The sequence below is a fragment of the Luteitalea sp. genome (genome assembly GCF_022842525.1).
Classification (GTDB): domain Bacteria; phylum Acidobacteriota; class Vicinamibacteria; order Vicinamibacterales; family Vicinamibacteraceae; genus Luteitalea.
Genome location: NZ_JALHPM010000004.1, coordinates 22,725 through 39,571 on the forward strand (window position 1 = coordinate 22,725; position 16,847 = coordinate 39,571).

The following is a 16,847-nucleotide window of genomic DNA, read 5'->3' on the forward strand; positions in this document are numbered from 1 at the left end:
GGCCGTGGGTCGGCCACTACCGGATGCGCGTGCGCCACACGGCGACCAGCGTGCCGGCGCGGCTCCACGCTTCCGCGTCGATGCCGGGGCGTGCCGTCCCGGTCTGCGCGATCTCCACCTCCGTGGGCGGCACGGTCCCGTCCACCGCGTCGATGGAGCGCACGGGGCGGCCATCCACGTAGAGGTCCACCCGGGCGATCTGCAGGCGGGTCTTCGCCGCCGGTACCTTCGACGCGGCGGCGACGAGCAACCGGCGGGGGCCGTCGCCGCTGACCGGCGTCACCGACAGCCGGTACGACGGCCGCTGCCGAAGGAGCCGGGCCGCGCGCGACAGGAGATCGACGTTGTCGCTCAGGAGGTCGCGCTTCGTCATGTAGTGCAGCACGTCCGGGGCCACCCCGAACTCCTCGAGCGGTGAGCCGGCGTTCGGGCCGACCCGCACGCTCCGACGCATGGCGACGATGAGTTCGGCCCCCTTGGGCAACTTCCGGAACGGCGTCGTCGGGGCCTGCGCCTGCGCCGCCATCAGATCGTCGAGCGACCAGAAGTTGGCGCCGCCTGCGCCGGTGTTCCCGCTGGTGCCGAGCACCGGGCCCACCCTGTTGTCCTGAAAGCCCGCGGCGAAGATGTCCGTTGCGCTGTACGACAGGGCGTCGGTGATCAGCACGACGGGGCCGTAGTACACCTGGCCGACGCCGTTGCACAGCGGACCGAGCGTCAGCGGGAATCCAGCCGAATAGGTCGCCCCCGTCATCACGGAATCACCGATGGAGGGCAGCCATCGCTGGAGATCCCAGTCATCCGGCGCGAATTTGCAGATCTGGAAGTTCAGCGGCGTGTTGAGGAACTCGAACGACTCCGGCTCGATGGTGGTGGGCGTGAGCAACTGCAGCAGCGATTCGGCCGCGCGGATGTTGCCGCCCGGATTGCCACGCACGTCCAGCACGAGGCCGTCCTGCGGGAAGCCCTCCTGCGTGATCAGCCGGGCGAACGCCGTCCGGAAACGCACGGCATCCTCGACGTCGAAGCTGAAGATCCGGATGTAGCCCAGCGCCTGGCCGCGCACGGTCTTCTTCACCGCGTACAGGACGTCCTCGATCGCGCCGAGTGTCTCGGTGTCGGCGCGCGGGTAGAGGTCCTTCTTGACCTCGAGGATGCGCGTCCGCTTGACGTCGAGCGCCGTCCGCTTGGTGCTCGACCAGGCAGACCCCTCGCCGGTGTCGCGGCTCGTGTGCACCAGCCAGGACGACCGATGCGTGGCGACGACGCCGTTGTTGGCGCGGAAGACGATGTCCACCCACATCTCGTCGGGTGGCAGGGTGCTGTTGAGTGGACGGATGGTCAGGTTGTCGAGCCCGCGCGCGAACCGCGCATCGGGATTGCTCCCGGCCTGCGACTCGCCGTTGATCTCGATGGCCCGCACGATCGGCACGCCGTTCCACGCCAGCACCTCGACACCGCGCTCGAACCGCGCCTCGCGCCCATCCAGCGACAGGCACCGCGCGTCCTCGTCGCGCAGCGCCGTCCGCGTCACGATGAAGCGCTCGCAGCCGTCATCGAAGTACTGCTCGATGAGGAACGGCAGATAGGCCGTGCAGTCCCTGAACGGCTCCGGCAGCAGGTAGAGCGTGTGCAGGTCGCGCGTCGAGCCGAAGATCGACAGCAGGCGCCGATGGAAGTCGATGGTGGGCTCGAGCGAGGCGTTCCATTCCGCCAGCTGGAACCTGAGGAGCTTGAGCTGCTGGATGGGATCGATGGCGTGGATGGCCCGCTTCATCGGCAGATGGACGTAGTTCATCTCCATCATCAGCAGCGCCTGCTCGACGATGCGCAGGCGCTCGTCCCTGGTGAGGGCGGTCCTGGTCTCGGCTCGCTCGAGGAAGGTGTCGAGGTCCCGCTCCGTCCGTCGTCCGCCCCGGGCATGGGCGATGTCCAGCAGGGCTCGCCGCTTGCCGATCTCGATGTCAGCCATGGTGCTCCATCGATGGCCGGCGCACGGCACCTCGCCGCCGGCCATCGTCTGACGGCTACCGCTTCTTCGCCGCGGTCTTCTTCACAGCCTTCTTCACAGCCTTCTTCGCGGCCTTCTTCGTACCGCCACCGCCCTGACCGCCACCTGGATCACCTTGCCTGCTTGCCATCGGTCGCCTCCTTCTGTGCGTGGACCAACCCTGTCGACCCGAGCAATCGCCCGAGCGCCTTCACGCGGACCTGAATGTCAGGCCGCTGCGCGTACCCGCGGTAGGTGTCGTCGCCCCACCGCGCCTGCAGCGCCGCGCGGCTGGCCTCCGCGCGCGACGCCTCCTCGTGGGCAGCTGCCGGCTCGCCCGCCAGCCGCCTGGCTTGCGCGACCACGAGCCTGGCGCGCCAGTCCGACTCCAACTGGCAGGCCGCTGAGAAGACGCGCTGCGCGGCCTGGGCGTCGGCGAGGGCGCCCCGGCCGTCACCGGCGGCCAGGCGCACGTCGGCCGACGCCAGCAACGCCGTCGACAGCGGCCGCGGCAGCTTGAGCGCCCTGGCCATGACCACGGCCTCCTCGACCAGGGCGACGGCCCTGGTCGGCGCCCCCGACAGCGACTCGACGAGCGCCAGCGTCTGTCTGGCCTGGAGCGCGGCGTCCTTGTAATCGGGTTCCGCGAGGGCGAGGGCGGCCGTGGCCCGCGTCCGTGCCTCCGCACGCTGGTCCTGGCTCAGCGCCATCTGCGCACGGATCACCTCCACCCAGGCCAGCTGCGACTTGAACCCGGCGTCTGGTCCCGCGGCGATGCCGTGCGCTTCGTCCAGCGCGGCCCGGGCCTCGTCGTACCGGCCCAGCATCGACAGCGAGAGCGCACGGTTGATCTGGTCCCACCCCATGGCGACGCGGGCGCCGATCGACGTGTTGATGCGATAACTCTCGGCGAAATGCGGTAGCGCCTCGGCGTACTGCTCCTGGTTGTCGCCGAGCAGGACGCCGATGCTGGAATGCGCCGCGGCCAGTCGGGCCGGGTCGCCTGACTGCGTCGCCAGAGCCAGCTGCTCGGTGAACGCCTTCATCGCGATGGCGTACTCGCCCTTGTCGCCGTACGCCCGCCCGAGCAGGATCAGGGCGTTGGACGTCTCGGTGCGGTAGCCCGCGGGCTGGTAGAAGGCGAGCGCCGCTTCGAGGTGCGCCACCGCGTCATCGAAGGCGCCTTCCTGCGTACTCAGGCTGCCGAGCGCGAGTCGGGCCCGTGCTTCGAGACGCGTCGACTTGTCTTCACGGGCCAGCGCGAGCGCCTGCTGCAGGTACGCGCGCGTGTCGACGAACTCGCCCCGCGCCAGCAGCGTGTATCCGAGGTCGATGAGCCCGTTGGTCGCGAGCGACCGGCTGTTGAGGCGCTGCGCGGCCGTGACCGCGTCGGCGGCGATCGCCTTGGCCTCGCTGCTGTCGCCTTCCGCGTAGTACACGTTGCTGAGCTGCAGCGATGTCCGGATGGCCTGGTACTCGCTGGACGACGCCCGCGAGATCGCCAGGGACTGCTCGAGTTCCGCCTTCGCTTCAGGCAATCGCCTCAGTCTGGCGAACAGGGCGCCCTTCTGGTAATGCACTTCGGCCAGGCCTTCCTGGCTCGACATCGCCCGGTAGATCTCCTCTGCCTTCGAGAAGGCGGCGCTGGCCTCCGACAACTGCTGGCGACGGCCATGGAGGATGCCCGACCGCAGGAAGGCGGCCGCGCCCTGCGGATCGAGCTGGGTCGCCTTCGCGTACGCCGCGATGGCGCGATCCAGATCCTCGTTCCTCTCGTAGGCGCGGCCGAGATCGACCTGCGCGGCCGCCTTGTCCGCGTCTGGCACCGCGTCGGCAATCACGGCGTACTTCTCGATCGCCGTCCTGAAGTCGCGGGCGAGCGTGGCCGCGACCGCGTCCACGTGGGTGGACTCGATCGCCGACAGCGTCGAGCGATCCGGAAGGAGGGCCATGGCCTGCAGCAGGTCCTCCCGGGCCCGCTCGGTGAGGCCCATCTCCGCGTAGGCGTCGGCACGCCGCGCGTGCGCCATCGCGAACGCGCTGTCGAGCGAGAGCGCACGTTCCAGCGCCTTGGTGGCCTGAAAGTACGCGCCTTCGCGAATGGCACTGGTGCCGCGCTCGTACCAGACGACGGCCTCGGGGGGCGGCTCGTGGCGGCGAGGCCGCAGGCGATCCGACGCGAACCACGCGGCGCCGAGCAGGGCGACGACAGCGGCGGCGACCAGGCTCCACACGCGGATGGATCTGCGGCCCACGCTCGGCGTCAACGGCGCCGTCACGGCTGGCCGCATCGTCGACCCCTCGAGGGCGTGTTCGAGGTCACGCAACTCGTCGTGGAGCAGGCGGGCCGACTGGTAGCGTGCCGTCACGTCCCTGGCCATCGCGCGGGCAATGATCGCGTCCAGCGCCGGCGGCATCGCCGGGTTGATCTCGGAGGGCGGCTGAGGCGTGACGCTCATCACCCGCATCGCCACTTCCACCAGCGTGCCGCCGCCGAACGCCGATCGGCCGGTGGCGCACTCGTACAGCGTGGCGCCCAGCGCATAGATGTCGGCGCGGGCGTCGATCTCCAGGCCGCGCAACTGTTCGGGCGCCATGAAGGCTGGCGTGCCGAGCACGCTGCCGGCCAGCGTCAGGCGTTCGCTCGTCTGCGTCTCCGCCAGTTCGGGCGTCGCCAGTTTCGCCAGGCCGAAGTCCAGCACCTTCAGCTGCCCGCGCGGCGTGACGATGATGTTCTGGGGCTTGATGTCGCGATGGATGACGCCGGCGGCATGCGCCGCCTCGAGCGCCTGCGCCGCCTGGATCCCGATGTCCACGACCTCGGCGGGCGCGAGCGGCTGGCGCGCGATCCGCTCGGCCAGCGTCTCACCGTCGACGTGCGGCATGACGATGAAGACACAGCCGTCTTCCTCGCCGACTTCGTGGATGGCGCAGATGTTGGGATGGTCCAGGGCCGCGGCGGCCCTGGCCTCGTTGATCAGCCGTCGTCGCGCCAGATCGCTGCCGACGCTCTGCTCGGGCAGCATCTTGATGGCGACCTTGCGGCCGAGGGTGGTGTCTTCGGCAAGGAACACCTCACCCATGCCGCCAGCCCCGAGCTTCCGGACGATGCGATAGTGGCTGATCGTCGATCGTGCCAAGAGCCGCATCTTAAGCGATCAGCTCAGCAGAATCTTTCGCGCCTCGCCATCCGGGTCGTCCACCATTCGGCCGTCGTTGTCGAAGACCATGGTCTCGCCGCGGTCCGGCGTGAAAGGCTGGCCACGGCAGTGGGCGTCGTCGGCAGGATGGCGCGGCTACCGGCGCCCGCGACCGGAGTGCGCGTGGCGCCGGGCGCGCTGAGCGGGGCCGAGCTCTCGAGAGAGTCTCGGCGTCCGCGCGTCCAGCAGGTGCGTCGAGTCGGCTCGTCGCCGACCGACACGGGCAGGAACTACAGGAGAGCGTCCTTGGCGGCCTTGACCGGCCGGACCTTGATCGTCTTGCTCGCCGGCTTGGCCTTGAACACCGTCGGCTCCTTCGTGAAGGGGTTGATCCCCTTGCGGGCCTTGGTCGCCGGCTTCTTCACCACGACGAACTTGGCGAGCCCGGGCATGACGAACGTGCCGGTCTTCTTCAGTTCCTTGTGCGCGACCTCGACGAGGCTCTGCAGGACGCCCTTGACGTCCTTCTTGCTCAACCCCTCCGAACCCGCGACCAGCTTCTCGATCAATTGCGTCTTCGACAGCATCGTTCCGTCCTTGCCTTTTCGGGCTGAATGTCACGGGGCGAGGGACTCGCCGCCGCGTCCTGCCGCCGATTCGGAACCCTGCGAGACACGCCTCGCGCCGACCGGCCGCACGCAATCATACCGACGTGCCGGGGAAATCGCGTCATTTTCCCGGGTGTCGGGTCGTGTCGGCCCATCCAGGCCGACGCGTCGCGGGCGTCCCCAGTGGTTCTATACTGCCGTCCATGCCCTCCGTCGCCGACGACCTGCGCCGCGACACGCGTGCCCGCGTGCTGGCGATGACGGTGGCCGAACGCATCGCGCTGAGCCTCACGTTGGGCGACGAGGACATCGACCGGTATGCGCGGGCCGCTGGTGTGCCTCTCGACCGTGCGCGCCGTCAGCTTCAGTCCGGCCACATCGCGGGTCGCCCCGTGTCGCGCGCTGCGCGGCTGTCGCCCGATGACCCTGCTCGATGAGGTGGTCGGCCTGCTCGCGGCTGATGCCATCCCGCATGCCCTGATCGGGGCCGCGGCGTTGGCGGTGCGCGGCATCGCGCGCTCCACCTTCGATATCGACCTGCTGACTACCGACCGTCGCGTGTTCGCCCCAGAGCGATGGGCGCCACTGGTCCGGACGGGCGCGACCGTCGACATACGCCACGGCGATGCCGAGGACCCCCTGGCCGGGGTGATCCGGATCACGTCGGCAGGAGCGCGCCCTGTCGACGTCATCGTCGGGCGCCACGCCTGGCAGGGGCGTGCCGTCGCGCGCGCGGAGCCCGGCGTCGACGCACCGCCGGTGGTCACCGCGGTCGACCTCGTGCTGCTCAAGCTGTACGCGGGCGGGACGCAGGACCTCTGGGATGTCCGCGAGTTGCTCCGTGGCACCGACGCGGAGGCGCTGATCGACGCCGTCGACCGAGAGCTGCGCACCCTGCCCACGGCCATGCGCGCTGCGTGGAGTACCGCTCGCGCCTGAGGCCCTACCCGTGGCCCTCGGCGGCCACCTTCTCCAGCGACAGCGCGTTCATGCAGTACCGCAGCCCGCTCGGTGCCGGCCCGTCAGGGAACACGTGCCCGAGGTGCGCATCGCAGACGGCGCAGGTGGCTTCGATCCGCACCATGCCGTACGAATGATCGGCCGTGTACGCGACGACCTCGGGTGTGGCCGGTTGCGCGAACGAGGGCCATCCCGTCCCGGACTCGAACTTCGTCGTGCCGTCGAACAGCAGCGTCTGGCAGCCGGCACAGGCGTACTGACCGGGCTCGAAACGACTGCACATCTCGGAACTGAAGGCCCGCTCGGTGCCGTGCTGCCGCATCACGTGGTACTGCGCCGGCGTCAGCCGGGCCCGCCACTCCTCGTCCGTGTACTCCACACGGCGCGGTGGTGCGAGGTTGCCGCGCTGAGCGCGGTCGACGACATCCTTCCAGGTCAACACGTTGGTATCCCTCGATCTCCGCCGGGGCGACTGGCGTGCCCGGCCTGCCCTCCCTGTCTTACCACAGGCGCTTCCGTGGAGGTGGCGCCATCTCACATGGTGATACCCTCGCCTCGACGACCCACAGGGCACCGCACGGAGGGTTCATGAGCCACGACATTTCACGACGACGGTTCTTCTTCTACGGCACGTTGCTGGCGGGCGCGGTGCCTGCCAGGGGGTACGGCAGCGTCCCGTCGCTGCAGGCCCTCGGATACCAGTCGGCCTCGAGCAAGCTCAACGTCGCCGCCATAGGCTGCGGCGGTCAGGGGGGCCTGATCCTCGGCCAGGCGGCGTTGACCGAAAACCTCGTTGCGCTCTGCGACGTCGACCACGGCCGCGCCGCCGGCACCTTCAAGAAGTTCGAGGCCACGCCGAAGTACAAGGACTTCCGCGTGATGCTCGACAAGGAAGGGAAGAACATCGACGCGTGCACGGTCGGCGTCCCCGACTTCATGCACGCCACGGTCGCCCTTGCCTGCATGCAACGGGGCAAGCACGTGTACGTCGAGAAGCCGCTCACCCGAACGCCCTGGGAGGCCAGGCTGCTGCAGGACGCGGCCGTCAAGTACAAGGTGGCCACCCAGATGGGCAACCAGGGCTTCTCGCACGAGGCCCACCGGGTGGCGGCCGAGATCGTCTGGTCGGGCGAGATCGGCGACATCACCGAAGCGCACGTCTCGACGTCGCCGGGCATGTTTCCGACCGGATTGACCGAGCCGCCGCCGCCGTCGGCCGTGCCCGCGACCCTCGATTGGGACCTGTGGCTGGGCGGCGCGGCCCCGCGCCCCTTCAGTGACGCGTATGTCCCCTACAACTGGCGCGGGTTCCTCGACTTCGGCACCGGCCAGATCGGCAACTGGGCGACGCACACCGCCGGCCCGGTGCACACCGCGCTGAAGCTGGGCGCCCCCGTGAGCGTGGAGTGCCTCCGCATCGAGGGCAAGAGCACCATCTCGATGCCGCACCGCGCCGTCGTCCGGCTCGACTTCCCGGCCCGCGGCGAGATGCCGCCCGTGTCGGTCTACTACCACGAGGCGGCGCGGCCGGGTGACCCCGAGGCGTTCGTCGTGCCGGGGATGGAGAACGAAACCATCCTGCCGCCGTCGAACAACCTCGCCGACAAGGGGCGCCAGACCAGCAACCGCGCGCCGGCGCTGGGCGAGACGCCCGCCGGTGCCGGCCGCCAGGGACAGGCCCAGGCGCCGGCGGCGCCCGCGGCCCCACGCGCCGTCAGGAGCCCTGGCGGCCCGGACGTCCGCGTCTACACCCAGCCTGGTGGGCGCAACGACACGCCGCAGCCGGGCGTGCTCACCGGCAACGGATCGGTGATGGTCGGAACGAAGGGCATGCTCGCGACGCGGGATCGGGGCGAGGGGGTGTGGTTGTTGCCCGCCTCGCGCTGGAAGGAGTACACGCTCCCTCCGCCGATGCTCACGCGGTCGCCAGGACACATGCTCGACTGGGTCCGTGCCTGCAAGGGCGGCGACCGTGGCTGCTCCGACTTCGCGATCACCGCGCCGTACGCCGAGTGGCTCGCGCTGGTGGTCATCGCCTGGCGCGTGCCTGGCAAGCTGCAGTGGGACAGCAAGAACACGCGCTTCACCAACAGCGAGGAAGCGAACCGTTACGTGAAGCCGATGTTCCGCAAGGGCTGGGACCTGAAGCTGTAGCATCACCGATCCCATGGTCACGGTCTGTCGCGTCATCGCTCTCGGCGCCGCCCTGGCGGCCTCCGCCCCGCTCCTCGCTGCCCAGCCGCCCACGGCCGCCGGCAGCCACGGCCAGCATGGTGCCCCCGCGGCCCAGCCGCCGGCCGATCACCACGCGCACCGGTTCGACAATGCGGCCGAACTGGCCAAGCGGTTCGACGACCCCGCGCGCGACGCGTGGCAGTTGCCAGGGCGCGTCATCGAGACGCTGGCGCTGCGACCGGGCCAGGCGGTGGCCGACATCGGGGCGGGCACCGGCTACTTCTCGGCGCGCCTCGCCTCCTCTGCGGCCGCGCCCACGGTCTACGCCGTCGACGTGGAAGCAGCGATGGTCGACCACCTCACCGCACGTGTGAAGCGGGAGGGGCTCACCACGGTCACCCCCGTCCTGGCCGCGGCCGATCGCCCGAACCTGCCCGCGCCAGTCGATCTCGTGCTCGTGGTGGACACGTATCACCACATCCCGAATCGCGTCGCGTACTTCACCGCGCTCAAGGCGAGCCTGCGGCCGGGCGGGCGACTGGCAATCATCGACTTCCGGAAGGACTCGCCCGAGGGCCCGCCCGTGCAGTACCGCTTCACGCCGGAGCAGATTGGCGCGGAACTGGCGCAGGCCGGGTTCGCCCTCGCGGCCACCCACGACTTCCTGCCGCGGCAGCACTTCCTGATCTACCGCGTGCAGTGAGTCGACGCGCCCTGGCGGAGGCCATGGCTACGGCTTGTCGGCCGGCGGCAGGGCCTGCCCGCGCAGCCGTCCTCCGGACTCGCCACCGGCGTTGAACGACGGCATCGCGTCGGCCTGGGCGATGCGGTGGCCGATGATCGCCATCATGTCGGCCACCGTGCGCGCACCGTCCCAGTGCCAGTCGCCATAGACGTCGTCGGACGGCTCGCGATACTTGGTCGCCTCCAAGGCGTCGAAGCGCTCGACGAATCCCTGCTGGGTGTCTGCCGGTGAGCCCACCAGCATCAGGCCAGGCACGCCCCGTTCGACGAACGCGTAGTGGTCCGATCGGCTGAACACGCCCTGCGCGGGGATGGGGTCGTCCATCGGTCGGAGGCGTAGGCGCGTGCGGCGTCGAGGAACATCGGCCCGAGCGAGCTGAACGGCGCGCCGTAGGCCACCATGCTGTTCATCGGCCCCATGATCTCGGTGCCGATGCCGTCGAGGTTGAGCACGGCGGCGGTCCTGGCCAGATCCCACGTCGCGTGCGCGACGAAGTGGCGCGATCCCAGCAGTGCGTACTCCTCGGCCGTGAACGCGATGAAGACGAGCGATCGCCGCGGCTTCAGCTTCAGCCGCGCGAACGCCTCGGCCACCGACAGCATCTCGGCGACCCCGATGGCGTTGTCGGCCACGCCGTTGTAGATGGCCTTGCGGATGACGCCGAAGCCGTCGTAGTGGGCGGAGAAGACCACCGCCTCGGCCGCCAGCGTCGGGTCCGACCCCTTGAGGACCCCGATGACGTTCGGTGACGTGCCAGCCTTGCGCGACGAAGACGAACTGCACGTCGGCCTTCGCCGTCAGTGGCGACGGCCGGAAGGTGGCCTGTCGGCCTCCGTGAGGGCCTCGGCCATCGTCTTGCCCGAGCTGGCAAAGAGCCGCTCGGCCGACGGGGCGCTGAAGAACATCAACGGGATGTCCATCGGCGCCGCCGCTGCCGCGAGGCCAACCGAGCGTCGAGCCGTCTGGTCGATGATGAACTCCCGCGTATACAGCTCCCGCCCGTTGGGGATGTCGATCAGGCCGGCGATGCCGCGCTGGCGCAGCGTCTCCATCATCTTCGCGTCGTCGGCGATCTTGCTCCACTGTTCCTGTGCGACGTCGGCAGGGCAGATTCAGACACTTGACCCGGACCGGGGCCACCGTCACCATGCCGCTCGCATGCCTCGACTCGGCCTCACCTTGCTGCTCGTGTGCCTTCTGCCTGCCGGTGTTCGTGCGCAGGAGGCCGACCGCCCGAACGTGGTCGTGATTCTCACCGACGACCAGGGGTATGCCGATGCGTCCGCCTGGGGCGGCACCGACGTCCGCACGCCGAACCTCGATCGACTCGCCGCCGAGGGCCTGCACTTCAGCCGCATGCGATCCAACGGCACGGTCTGTTCACCGACACGCGCGGCGCTGATGACCGGCCGCGATGCCGATCGGGTCGGCGTCCCTGGCGTCATCCGCACCGCGCCGGACAACTCCTGGGGACGTCTGGCCCCCGACGCGCCGATGCTGCCGGCGGTGCTGCGGTCGGCCGGCTACCACACGGCCATGGTGGGCAAGTGGCATCTCGGGCTGACGCCGTCCGATGCGCCCAATGCCCGCGGCTTCGATCTGTTTCGCGGCTTTCTCGGCGACATGATGGACAGCTACACGTCGCACCGGCGCCACGATCAGAACTACCTGCGACACAACGGCGCGCCGATCGAGGCGACCGGCCACGCCACCGACCTGTTCACCGAGTGGGCGATCGCGTACCTCCGCGAGCGTGCCTCGGCCGCTGCCGCGACATCGGCCACCACGACGTCGTCGCGGCAGCCGTTCTTCCTGTATCTCGCCTACAACGCGCCGCACTTCCCCATCGAGCCGCCTGCCGAGTGGGTGGCCCGCGTGCAGGCGCGCGCACCGGACATGCCCGAACTGCGACGCAAGGCCGTGGCCTTCGACGAGCACCTCGACGCCGCGGTCGGTCGTGTGTTGGCGGCGCTCGACGAGACCGGCCTGGCGCGCGACACGCTGGTCGTCTTCACCTCCGACAACGGCGGGTCGCTACCCCACGGCCAGCGCAACGATCCCTGGCGCGGCGGCAAGCAGCAGCACTACGACGGCGGCGTGCGCGTGCCCTTCGCCGTGCGGTGGCCCGGCCGCGTGACGGCAGGACGCAGGACCGATCACCCCGGGCAGACCTTCGACATCTACGCCACGCTGCTCGACCTGGCCGGCATCGCTCCCCCTGAGGGCATGGACGCCGTCAGCTTCGCCCCCGTGCTGCGGGGCGAGCCGATGGAGACCTCGACGCGTGCGATGTACTTCGTGCGGCGGGAAGGCGGAGCGGCCCACGGCGGCAATGCCTACCATGCGATCGTGCGTGGCCCCTGGAAGCTCCTGCAGAACACCCCGTACAGCCCGCTGGAGCTGTATCACCTCGATCGCGATCCGCAGGAACGGACCAACCTCGCCGACACCGAACCGGACGTGCTGCGCGACCTGCAGGCGGTCCTGCAGCGGCGCATCCAGCGCGGCGGCGCCGTCCCCTGGCAGTGAGTCGTCGCGGGCACGGCGACGGGCTCCTGTGTGCGTCAGGTCACTGACGGGCGGGCGAAGGCCGACTACGCTCCGTGGCGCCATGAGACACGCCACGCGCACGTCGCACGCGTCACGCCCGCCGATCAGGGACGGGTCGTCCGGAATCGGTCACGCGATCGCCCTCAGGATCGGCACGCTGCTGTTGGCGCTGCTCGTCACGCTCGGCACCGCGGTGGCCGCCACCACGCCACCGGTCCTGTGGACCGTGGGCGGCGCCGACGCGGGCAACGGCGGGGCGGGGCAGGCCAGCCGCATGGCCGTCGATGCGGCCGGCAACGTCACGGTGATCTCGGGCCCGGCCGGCGGTCGCCTGCTCGCCGTCACCTCGTACACCATCGACGGCGCGCTGCGCTGGCGCACGACGGTCGCCCCTGTCTCGGGGACGTTCGTCGGCGACTGGGTCGCCTCGACATCGAACGGAGACGTGGTCGCGCTCGGCCACAGCCTCGACTCTCGCGGCCGCACCTTCGCGGTGACGTTGCTGCGCGTCTCGTCGGCCGGCACGCTCCTGTGGCGGGTCGACTCGGCCGGCACGGTCCTGTCGTTCGGCCGGCTGCTGGTGGACCCGGCCGGCAACGCGTACTTCCGGTACAACTCGATCCTCTACAAGTACGCGCCATCGGGGGCGCTGCTGTGGTCGGTGCCGACCTCCGTGCCCGACGGCGCCGGCGCCTTCAGTCCTGATGGCGCCGACCTCGTGTTGACCGGTTCGCCGAGCGGGGGAGCCGTCTGGACCACCGCGGCGTTCAGCACGGCGACGGGAGCCCGCCGGTGGCTGGCGTCGGCGGCCGAAGGCACGGGGGCGCTCGACGTCGCCGTCGATGGCGGACGTGTCTACGTCGCCGGCCAGGGCGTCACGGGCGCTGGCACGCCGGGCATCGCCTACCACATGACGGTCGTGGCCTACGACCGGGCGACCGGCGCGCGGCTCTGGCGTACCGACAGGAGACCGGCCGACGCCGCCAGCGCCGCCGGGCTGCGCATGGCGCTCGCGTCCGATGGCAGCCTGGTGGTCACGGGACAGGCGCTGCGCGGGTTCCTCGACTGGTACACGGTCGCGCTCGAGACCACCGGCGCCATCCGCTGGGAGGCCGTGCGCGACGGTGGCTTGAACACCGATGAGATTCCGGCCGCCCTCGTGGCACTTCCCGACGGCACCACCGTCGTCACCGGCCGCGGCGGGCCGAATCTTCCCGGAGGGTACATCCCCGGCGTCACGGTCGGTTACGACCTCGCCGGTCTGCCGGTCTGGGAGGCCTTCTCGCCGATGGCGACGGTCTGGGCCGTGGCGCTCCCCACCGGCGACGTGTGTGCCAGTGGTGGCTACGATGCGCTGGTGACCTGCTGGGCGGTCGGTGCGGCCGTCACGCCGCCTGCGGCGCCGACGGGGCTGACCGTCACGCAGCGGACCGGCGCGCTCGTCCTCGCCTGGCAGGACAACGCGACCGACGAGACCGCCTACGTCGTCGAGCGGTCCGAGTTCACCAGCACCGGATGGTCGGCGTACGTCACTCGGGCGACGCTGCCGGTCGGCACCACGACCTGGGCCGACACCAGCTACCAGGCGCGCTCCTACAACTATCGTGTGCGCGCGACCAACGCGGCCGGCGACTCCCCGTACTCGAACGTCGCCAGCATCGCCATCTTCAGCGCCAACGACCCTCCGACGGCGGTCCTCTCGGCGACGCCGTCCTCTGGAGCCGCGCCCCTCGGCGTCACGTTCAACGGCTCGGCCTCCTTCGACCTCGGGGGCGTGATCACGGCGTGGACGTGGTCGTTCGGCGATGGCGCGGTCGGCACCGGCGCGATCGTCAGCCACACCTATGCCACCGCGGGGACCTACACCGTGACGCTGACCGTGACCGACAACGGTGGCCTCTCGAACGCCGCCACGACGTCGGTGGTCGTCAGCGCGCCGGCGCTGCCATCGGCGCCGACCGGTCTGACGGCCACGGCGGTGTCCCGCCGGGCGGTTCGGCTGGACTGGACCAACACGGCCGTCGGCCAGATCGACGTGCGCGTCGAGCGCTGCCTCGGGTCCGGGTGTACGAACTTCGTGCAGATCGCCGTCGTGAGCGGCACCGCCACGACGTTCACCGACACCGGCCGCGCCTCGCGCACGACCTACACCTATCGGGTGCGTGGGCGCACCGCGGCGGGTGATTCGACGTACTCGAACACGGCGAGCGCCAGGACTGCACGGTGACGGCCGCCCTCCGCACCTCCCGGGTCGGCGAGATCCGGGCGGTGTGAGGGCGCCCCTATATCAGGCACGTCGGGGCGGCCCCTCATGAGGCGTGCTCACGCCGATCGCCATCCGACACCTGCTCGATGTCTACCCCGTGCTGCACGGGCTCGCGCCCCACGATCTCGCGGCCCTGGCCAGCGGAGCGACGGACCTCGCGTTCGCCCCCGGCGCCGCGGTGTTTCGCGAGGGTGACGACGATCTGCCGCTGGTCCTGCTCCGGCGAGGCCACGTGCGCGTGTCACGCGCGCTGCCCACGGGCCAGCGTCTGACGGTCTATCACGTCGGCCCCGGCGCCTTCTGCGCGGTGAACGCGGCGCTCGTCTTCGGCGGCGGCCAGTCGCCGGCCAGTGGCCATGCCATCGACGACGTGTCCGCCGTGGCCCTGCCGCGACCGCTCGCCAACGGGCTGCTCGCGCGCTGCCACGCGTTTCGCCAGGCCGTGTTCGCGGCCTTCTCGACCCGCATGGACGCGCTGTTCTCGTTCGTCGACGATCTCGCCATCCACTCGCTCGATCGACGGCTGGCGACCCTGCTGCTCGCGCGTGCGCCCATCGTCGACGCCACGCATCAGACCCTGGCCGACGAACTCGGCACCGTGCGGGAGGTGGTCAGTCGCATCCTGCATCGCTTTGCGACCGACGGGCTGATCCGGCAGTCGCGGGCCCGGGTCGAGGTGCTCGATCGCGCCGGCCTGGGCCACGTCGCCGGTCGCCCGGACATGCCGCTTCCCACGCGCTGTTCGACGACCGCCGCCCTCGTCATCGATCGCACCCACTCGGTGACGCCAGTCACAGACGCGGGCTGCGAAGTTCGCTAGCGTGCATCCGCAGCCCCTGGAGGCCTTCATGTCATACGCAGTCATCAGCAGTTCCGCGCGCGTCTTCCTGCAAGGGCGGTCGATTCTGGCCGCCGGCATCGTCGTCACCGCCGTGGTCGCCCTGTCGGCCACGCGGCTCGAGGCCCAGACCGCCGTCAACGGTCAGATCGCCTACGTCGCGTCTGGACCGTCCACCATCCCGTTCGGCCCGCCGACGCAGACCGACATCTGGGTCATGAACGCGGACGGGTCCAACCCGCGCAACCTGACCAACACCAGCGAGGTGGACGAGTTCACGCCCGCCTGGTCGCCCGACGGCACTCGCATCGCCTACATCTCGGATGCCTTCACCCAGACGCTGTCGGTCATGAACGCCGACGGCAGCAACCAGACGCCCATCGCGACCGGCGCGACGTTCCCCACCTGGAATCCGGCCGGCACCGAGATCGCCTATGTGCGCGGGCGGGATGGCCTTCCCGTCAACATCGTCATCCGCACGCTGGCCACCGGCGCCGAGCGTGACGTGACGGGGCCCGTCGACTTCGGCAACGGCGTCTTCATCGACGTCGACGAACTCGAGCCGTCGTGGTCGCCGGCGGGCGATCGCATCGCCTTCACCAGCGTGCGACCCGAGACCATGCTCAACCCGGTGACGGGCGAGCCCGAGGTGGCGGCGCAGTACGAGATCATCACCGTGAACGTCGACGGCACCGATGAGCGGGTCGTCAGCCGAGGGGACCCGGGCAGCGATCGCGCCCAGTTCCTCGAGGAAGACCGGTCGCCGTCGTGGTCACCTGATGGCCGCCTCGTCGTCTTCATGAGCCAGAGCCAGGCACAGGGCTGCTGCGGCCCATGGCAGCTGTGGGCGGTCGGCGACGATGGCACCGGGGCGACGAACCTGACCAACGACGACACGTTCAACGACCTGTACCCGACGTGGTCGCCTGATGGGACGCTGATCCTGTTCACGCGTGTCGACGGCGGTGGCTCCAACCTGTACACCATGCCCGCGCCCACGGCGCCTGTGCCTGCGGCCGCGCTCGGCGCGCGGATGGCCGTGGCCCTCGATGCGCCGGCACTCACCGCCGCGAGTGGCCCGGCCACGCCGCTCACGTTCGACGGCAACGCCCAGGACGGCGTCTGGGCGCCCGCGCCGCCGCCTGGACCGGCGGGGTTCACGCTGACGGTGACCATCCAGGCGAGGCCCGGCGCCGACGGCAGCGTCGTCAGCCTGCCGCGCGGCATCGTGTGCGGCAGCGACTGCTCGGAGTCCTACGACGATGGGAGCTATGTGGTGCTGTTCGCGGTGGCGAAGCGCGGCACCCGGTTCACCGGCTGGTCCGGCGCGTGCCACGGGGCACTGCCGGTGTGCGTGGTGAAGATGGACCAGGCGCGCACGGCCGTCGCCTCGTTCCGACGACGGTAACTGGGAGCGCTGGGTAGCGCCCGGAATACTCCCCACCGGGGCGACCCGCCGGTGCACTCGTTTCAAAACGAGTGCACCGGTCGTGTGGACGGCTTTACCACCGCCGTCCTCGTCGGTCCGATGCGGCTGCCGCGCTGAGTCGTCCGGCGGTGTTCGAGGCAGGCCGG

At 70.5% G+C, this 16,847-nt stretch carries 15 protein-coding genes; 8 read left to right on the forward strand and 7 right to left on the reverse strand.

The window, feature by feature from the left end:
* Positions 1-16 precede the first annotated feature (16 nt).
* From Q0C41_RS01550 to Q0C41_RS01560, 3 genes are all read right to left on the reverse strand, one after another.
* Positions 17-1,972 carry a S41 family peptidase gene (locus Q0C41_RS01550; protein WP_291980680.1) on the reverse strand — a complete coding sequence of 652 codons (1,956 nt, stop codon included), beginning with the start codon at positions 1,970-1,972 and terminating at the stop codon, positions 17-19.
* A 149-nt stretch (positions 1,973-2,121) separates the two neighbouring features.
* The gene (locus Q0C41_RS01555; RefSeq protein ID WP_291980681.1) at positions 2,122-5,130 is read right to left on the reverse strand and encodes a serine/threonine-protein kinase; all 3,009 of its coding nucleotides are present in this window, start codon (positions 5,128-5,130) and stop codon (positions 2,122-2,124) included.
* 290 nt (positions 5,131-5,420) lie between these two features.
* Positions 5,421-5,717, reverse strand: coding sequence for an HU family DNA-binding protein (locus Q0C41_RS01560; protein ID WP_291980682.1), 297 nt, complete (start codon positions 5,715-5,717; stop codon positions 5,421-5,423).
* 224 nt (positions 5,718-5,941) lie between these two features.
* On the opposite strand from Q0C41_RS01560, the gene Q0C41_RS01565 reads away from it, so the two are divergent.
* Together Q0C41_RS01565 and Q0C41_RS01570 are read left to right on the forward strand one after the other, a co-directional pair.
* A complete protein-coding gene (locus Q0C41_RS01565; protein ID WP_291980683.1) occupies positions 5,942-6,175 on the forward strand; it encodes a hypothetical protein in 234 nt (77 codons plus the stop codon).
* On the forward strand, positions 6,159-6,677 hold the full coding sequence (locus Q0C41_RS01570) for a hypothetical protein (protein ID WP_291980684.1): 519 nt from the start codon (positions 6,159-6,161) through the stop codon (positions 6,675-6,677). The genes Q0C41_RS01565 and Q0C41_RS01570 overlap by 17 nt, the downstream gene beginning before the upstream one ends.
* A 4-nt stretch (positions 6,678-6,681) precedes the next feature.
* Here the strand turns inward: Q0C41_RS01570 and msrB are convergent, their stop codons facing one another.
* Positions 6,682-7,140: a peptide-methionine (R)-S-oxide reductase MsrB gene (msrB, locus tag Q0C41_RS01575; protein WP_291980685.1), complete on the reverse strand. Its 459-nt coding sequence runs from the start codon at positions 7,138-7,140 to the stop codon at positions 6,682-6,684.
* Positions 7,141-7,286: 146 nt separating this feature from the next.
* On the opposite strand from msrB, the gene Q0C41_RS01580 reads away from it, so the two are divergent.
* Positions 7,287-8,852 carry a Gfo/Idh/MocA family oxidoreductase gene (locus Q0C41_RS01580; protein ID WP_291980686.1) on the forward strand — a complete coding sequence of 522 codons (1,566 nt, stop codon included), beginning with the start codon at positions 7,287-7,289 and terminating at the stop codon, positions 8,850-8,852.
* Between the two features lie 13 nt (positions 8,853-8,865).
* A complete protein-coding gene (locus Q0C41_RS01585) occupies positions 8,866-9,576 on the forward strand; it encodes a class I SAM-dependent methyltransferase (protein ID WP_291980687.1) in 711 nt (236 codons plus the stop codon).
* Positions 9,577-9,603: 27 nt separating this feature from the next.
* Here Q0C41_RS01585 and Q0C41_RS01590 read toward each other — a convergent pair whose 3' ends face one another.
* The 3 genes from Q0C41_RS01590 to Q0C41_RS01600 are packed head-to-tail and all read right to left on the reverse strand — an operon-like array spanning position 9,604 to position 10,673.
* Positions 9,604-9,873, reverse strand: coding sequence for a hypothetical protein (locus tag Q0C41_RS01590; protein ID WP_291980688.1), 270 nt, complete (start codon positions 9,871-9,873; stop codon positions 9,604-9,606).
* The gene (locus Q0C41_RS01595) at positions 9,861-10,355 is read right to left on the reverse strand and encodes a M20/M25/M40 family metallo-hydrolase (protein ID WP_291980760.1); all 495 of its coding nucleotides are present in this window, start codon (positions 10,353-10,355) and stop codon (positions 9,861-9,863) included. The genes Q0C41_RS01590 and Q0C41_RS01595 overlap by 13 nt, the downstream gene beginning before the upstream one ends.
* A 60-nt stretch (positions 10,356-10,415) precedes the next feature.
* Positions 10,416-10,673, reverse strand: coding sequence for a hypothetical protein (locus Q0C41_RS01600; protein ID WP_291980689.1), 258 nt, complete (start codon positions 10,671-10,673; stop codon positions 10,416-10,418).
* A gap of 103 nt (positions 10,674-10,776) precedes the next feature.
* Here Q0C41_RS01600 and Q0C41_RS01605 point away from each other — a divergent pair, with 103 nt between their 5' ends.
* The 4 genes from Q0C41_RS01605 (at position 10,777) to Q0C41_RS01620 (ending at position 16,680) form a co-directional block, all read left to right on the forward strand.
* Positions 10,777-12,147: a sulfatase-like hydrolase/transferase gene (locus Q0C41_RS01605; protein ID WP_291980690.1), complete on the forward strand. Its 1,371-nt coding sequence runs from the start codon at positions 10,777-10,779 to the stop codon at positions 12,145-12,147.
* An 82-nt stretch (positions 12,148-12,229) separates the two neighbouring features.
* Complete coding sequence (locus Q0C41_RS01610; protein ID WP_291980691.1) at positions 12,230-14,395, forward strand: PKD domain-containing protein; 2,166 nt, start codon at positions 12,230-12,232, stop codon at positions 14,393-14,395.
* Positions 14,396-14,486: 91 nt separating this feature from the next.
* Entirely contained in the window at positions 14,487-15,254 is a 768-nt protein-coding gene (locus Q0C41_RS01615) for a Crp/Fnr family transcriptional regulator (RefSeq protein WP_291980692.1), read from the forward strand.
* 28 nt (positions 15,255-15,282) lie between these two features.
* Positions 15,283-16,680, forward strand: a complete 1,398-nt coding sequence (locus tag Q0C41_RS01620) for a hypothetical protein (protein ID WP_291980693.1) — start codon at positions 15,283-15,285, stop codon at positions 16,678-16,680.
* Positions 16,681-16,847 lie beyond the last annotated feature (167 nt).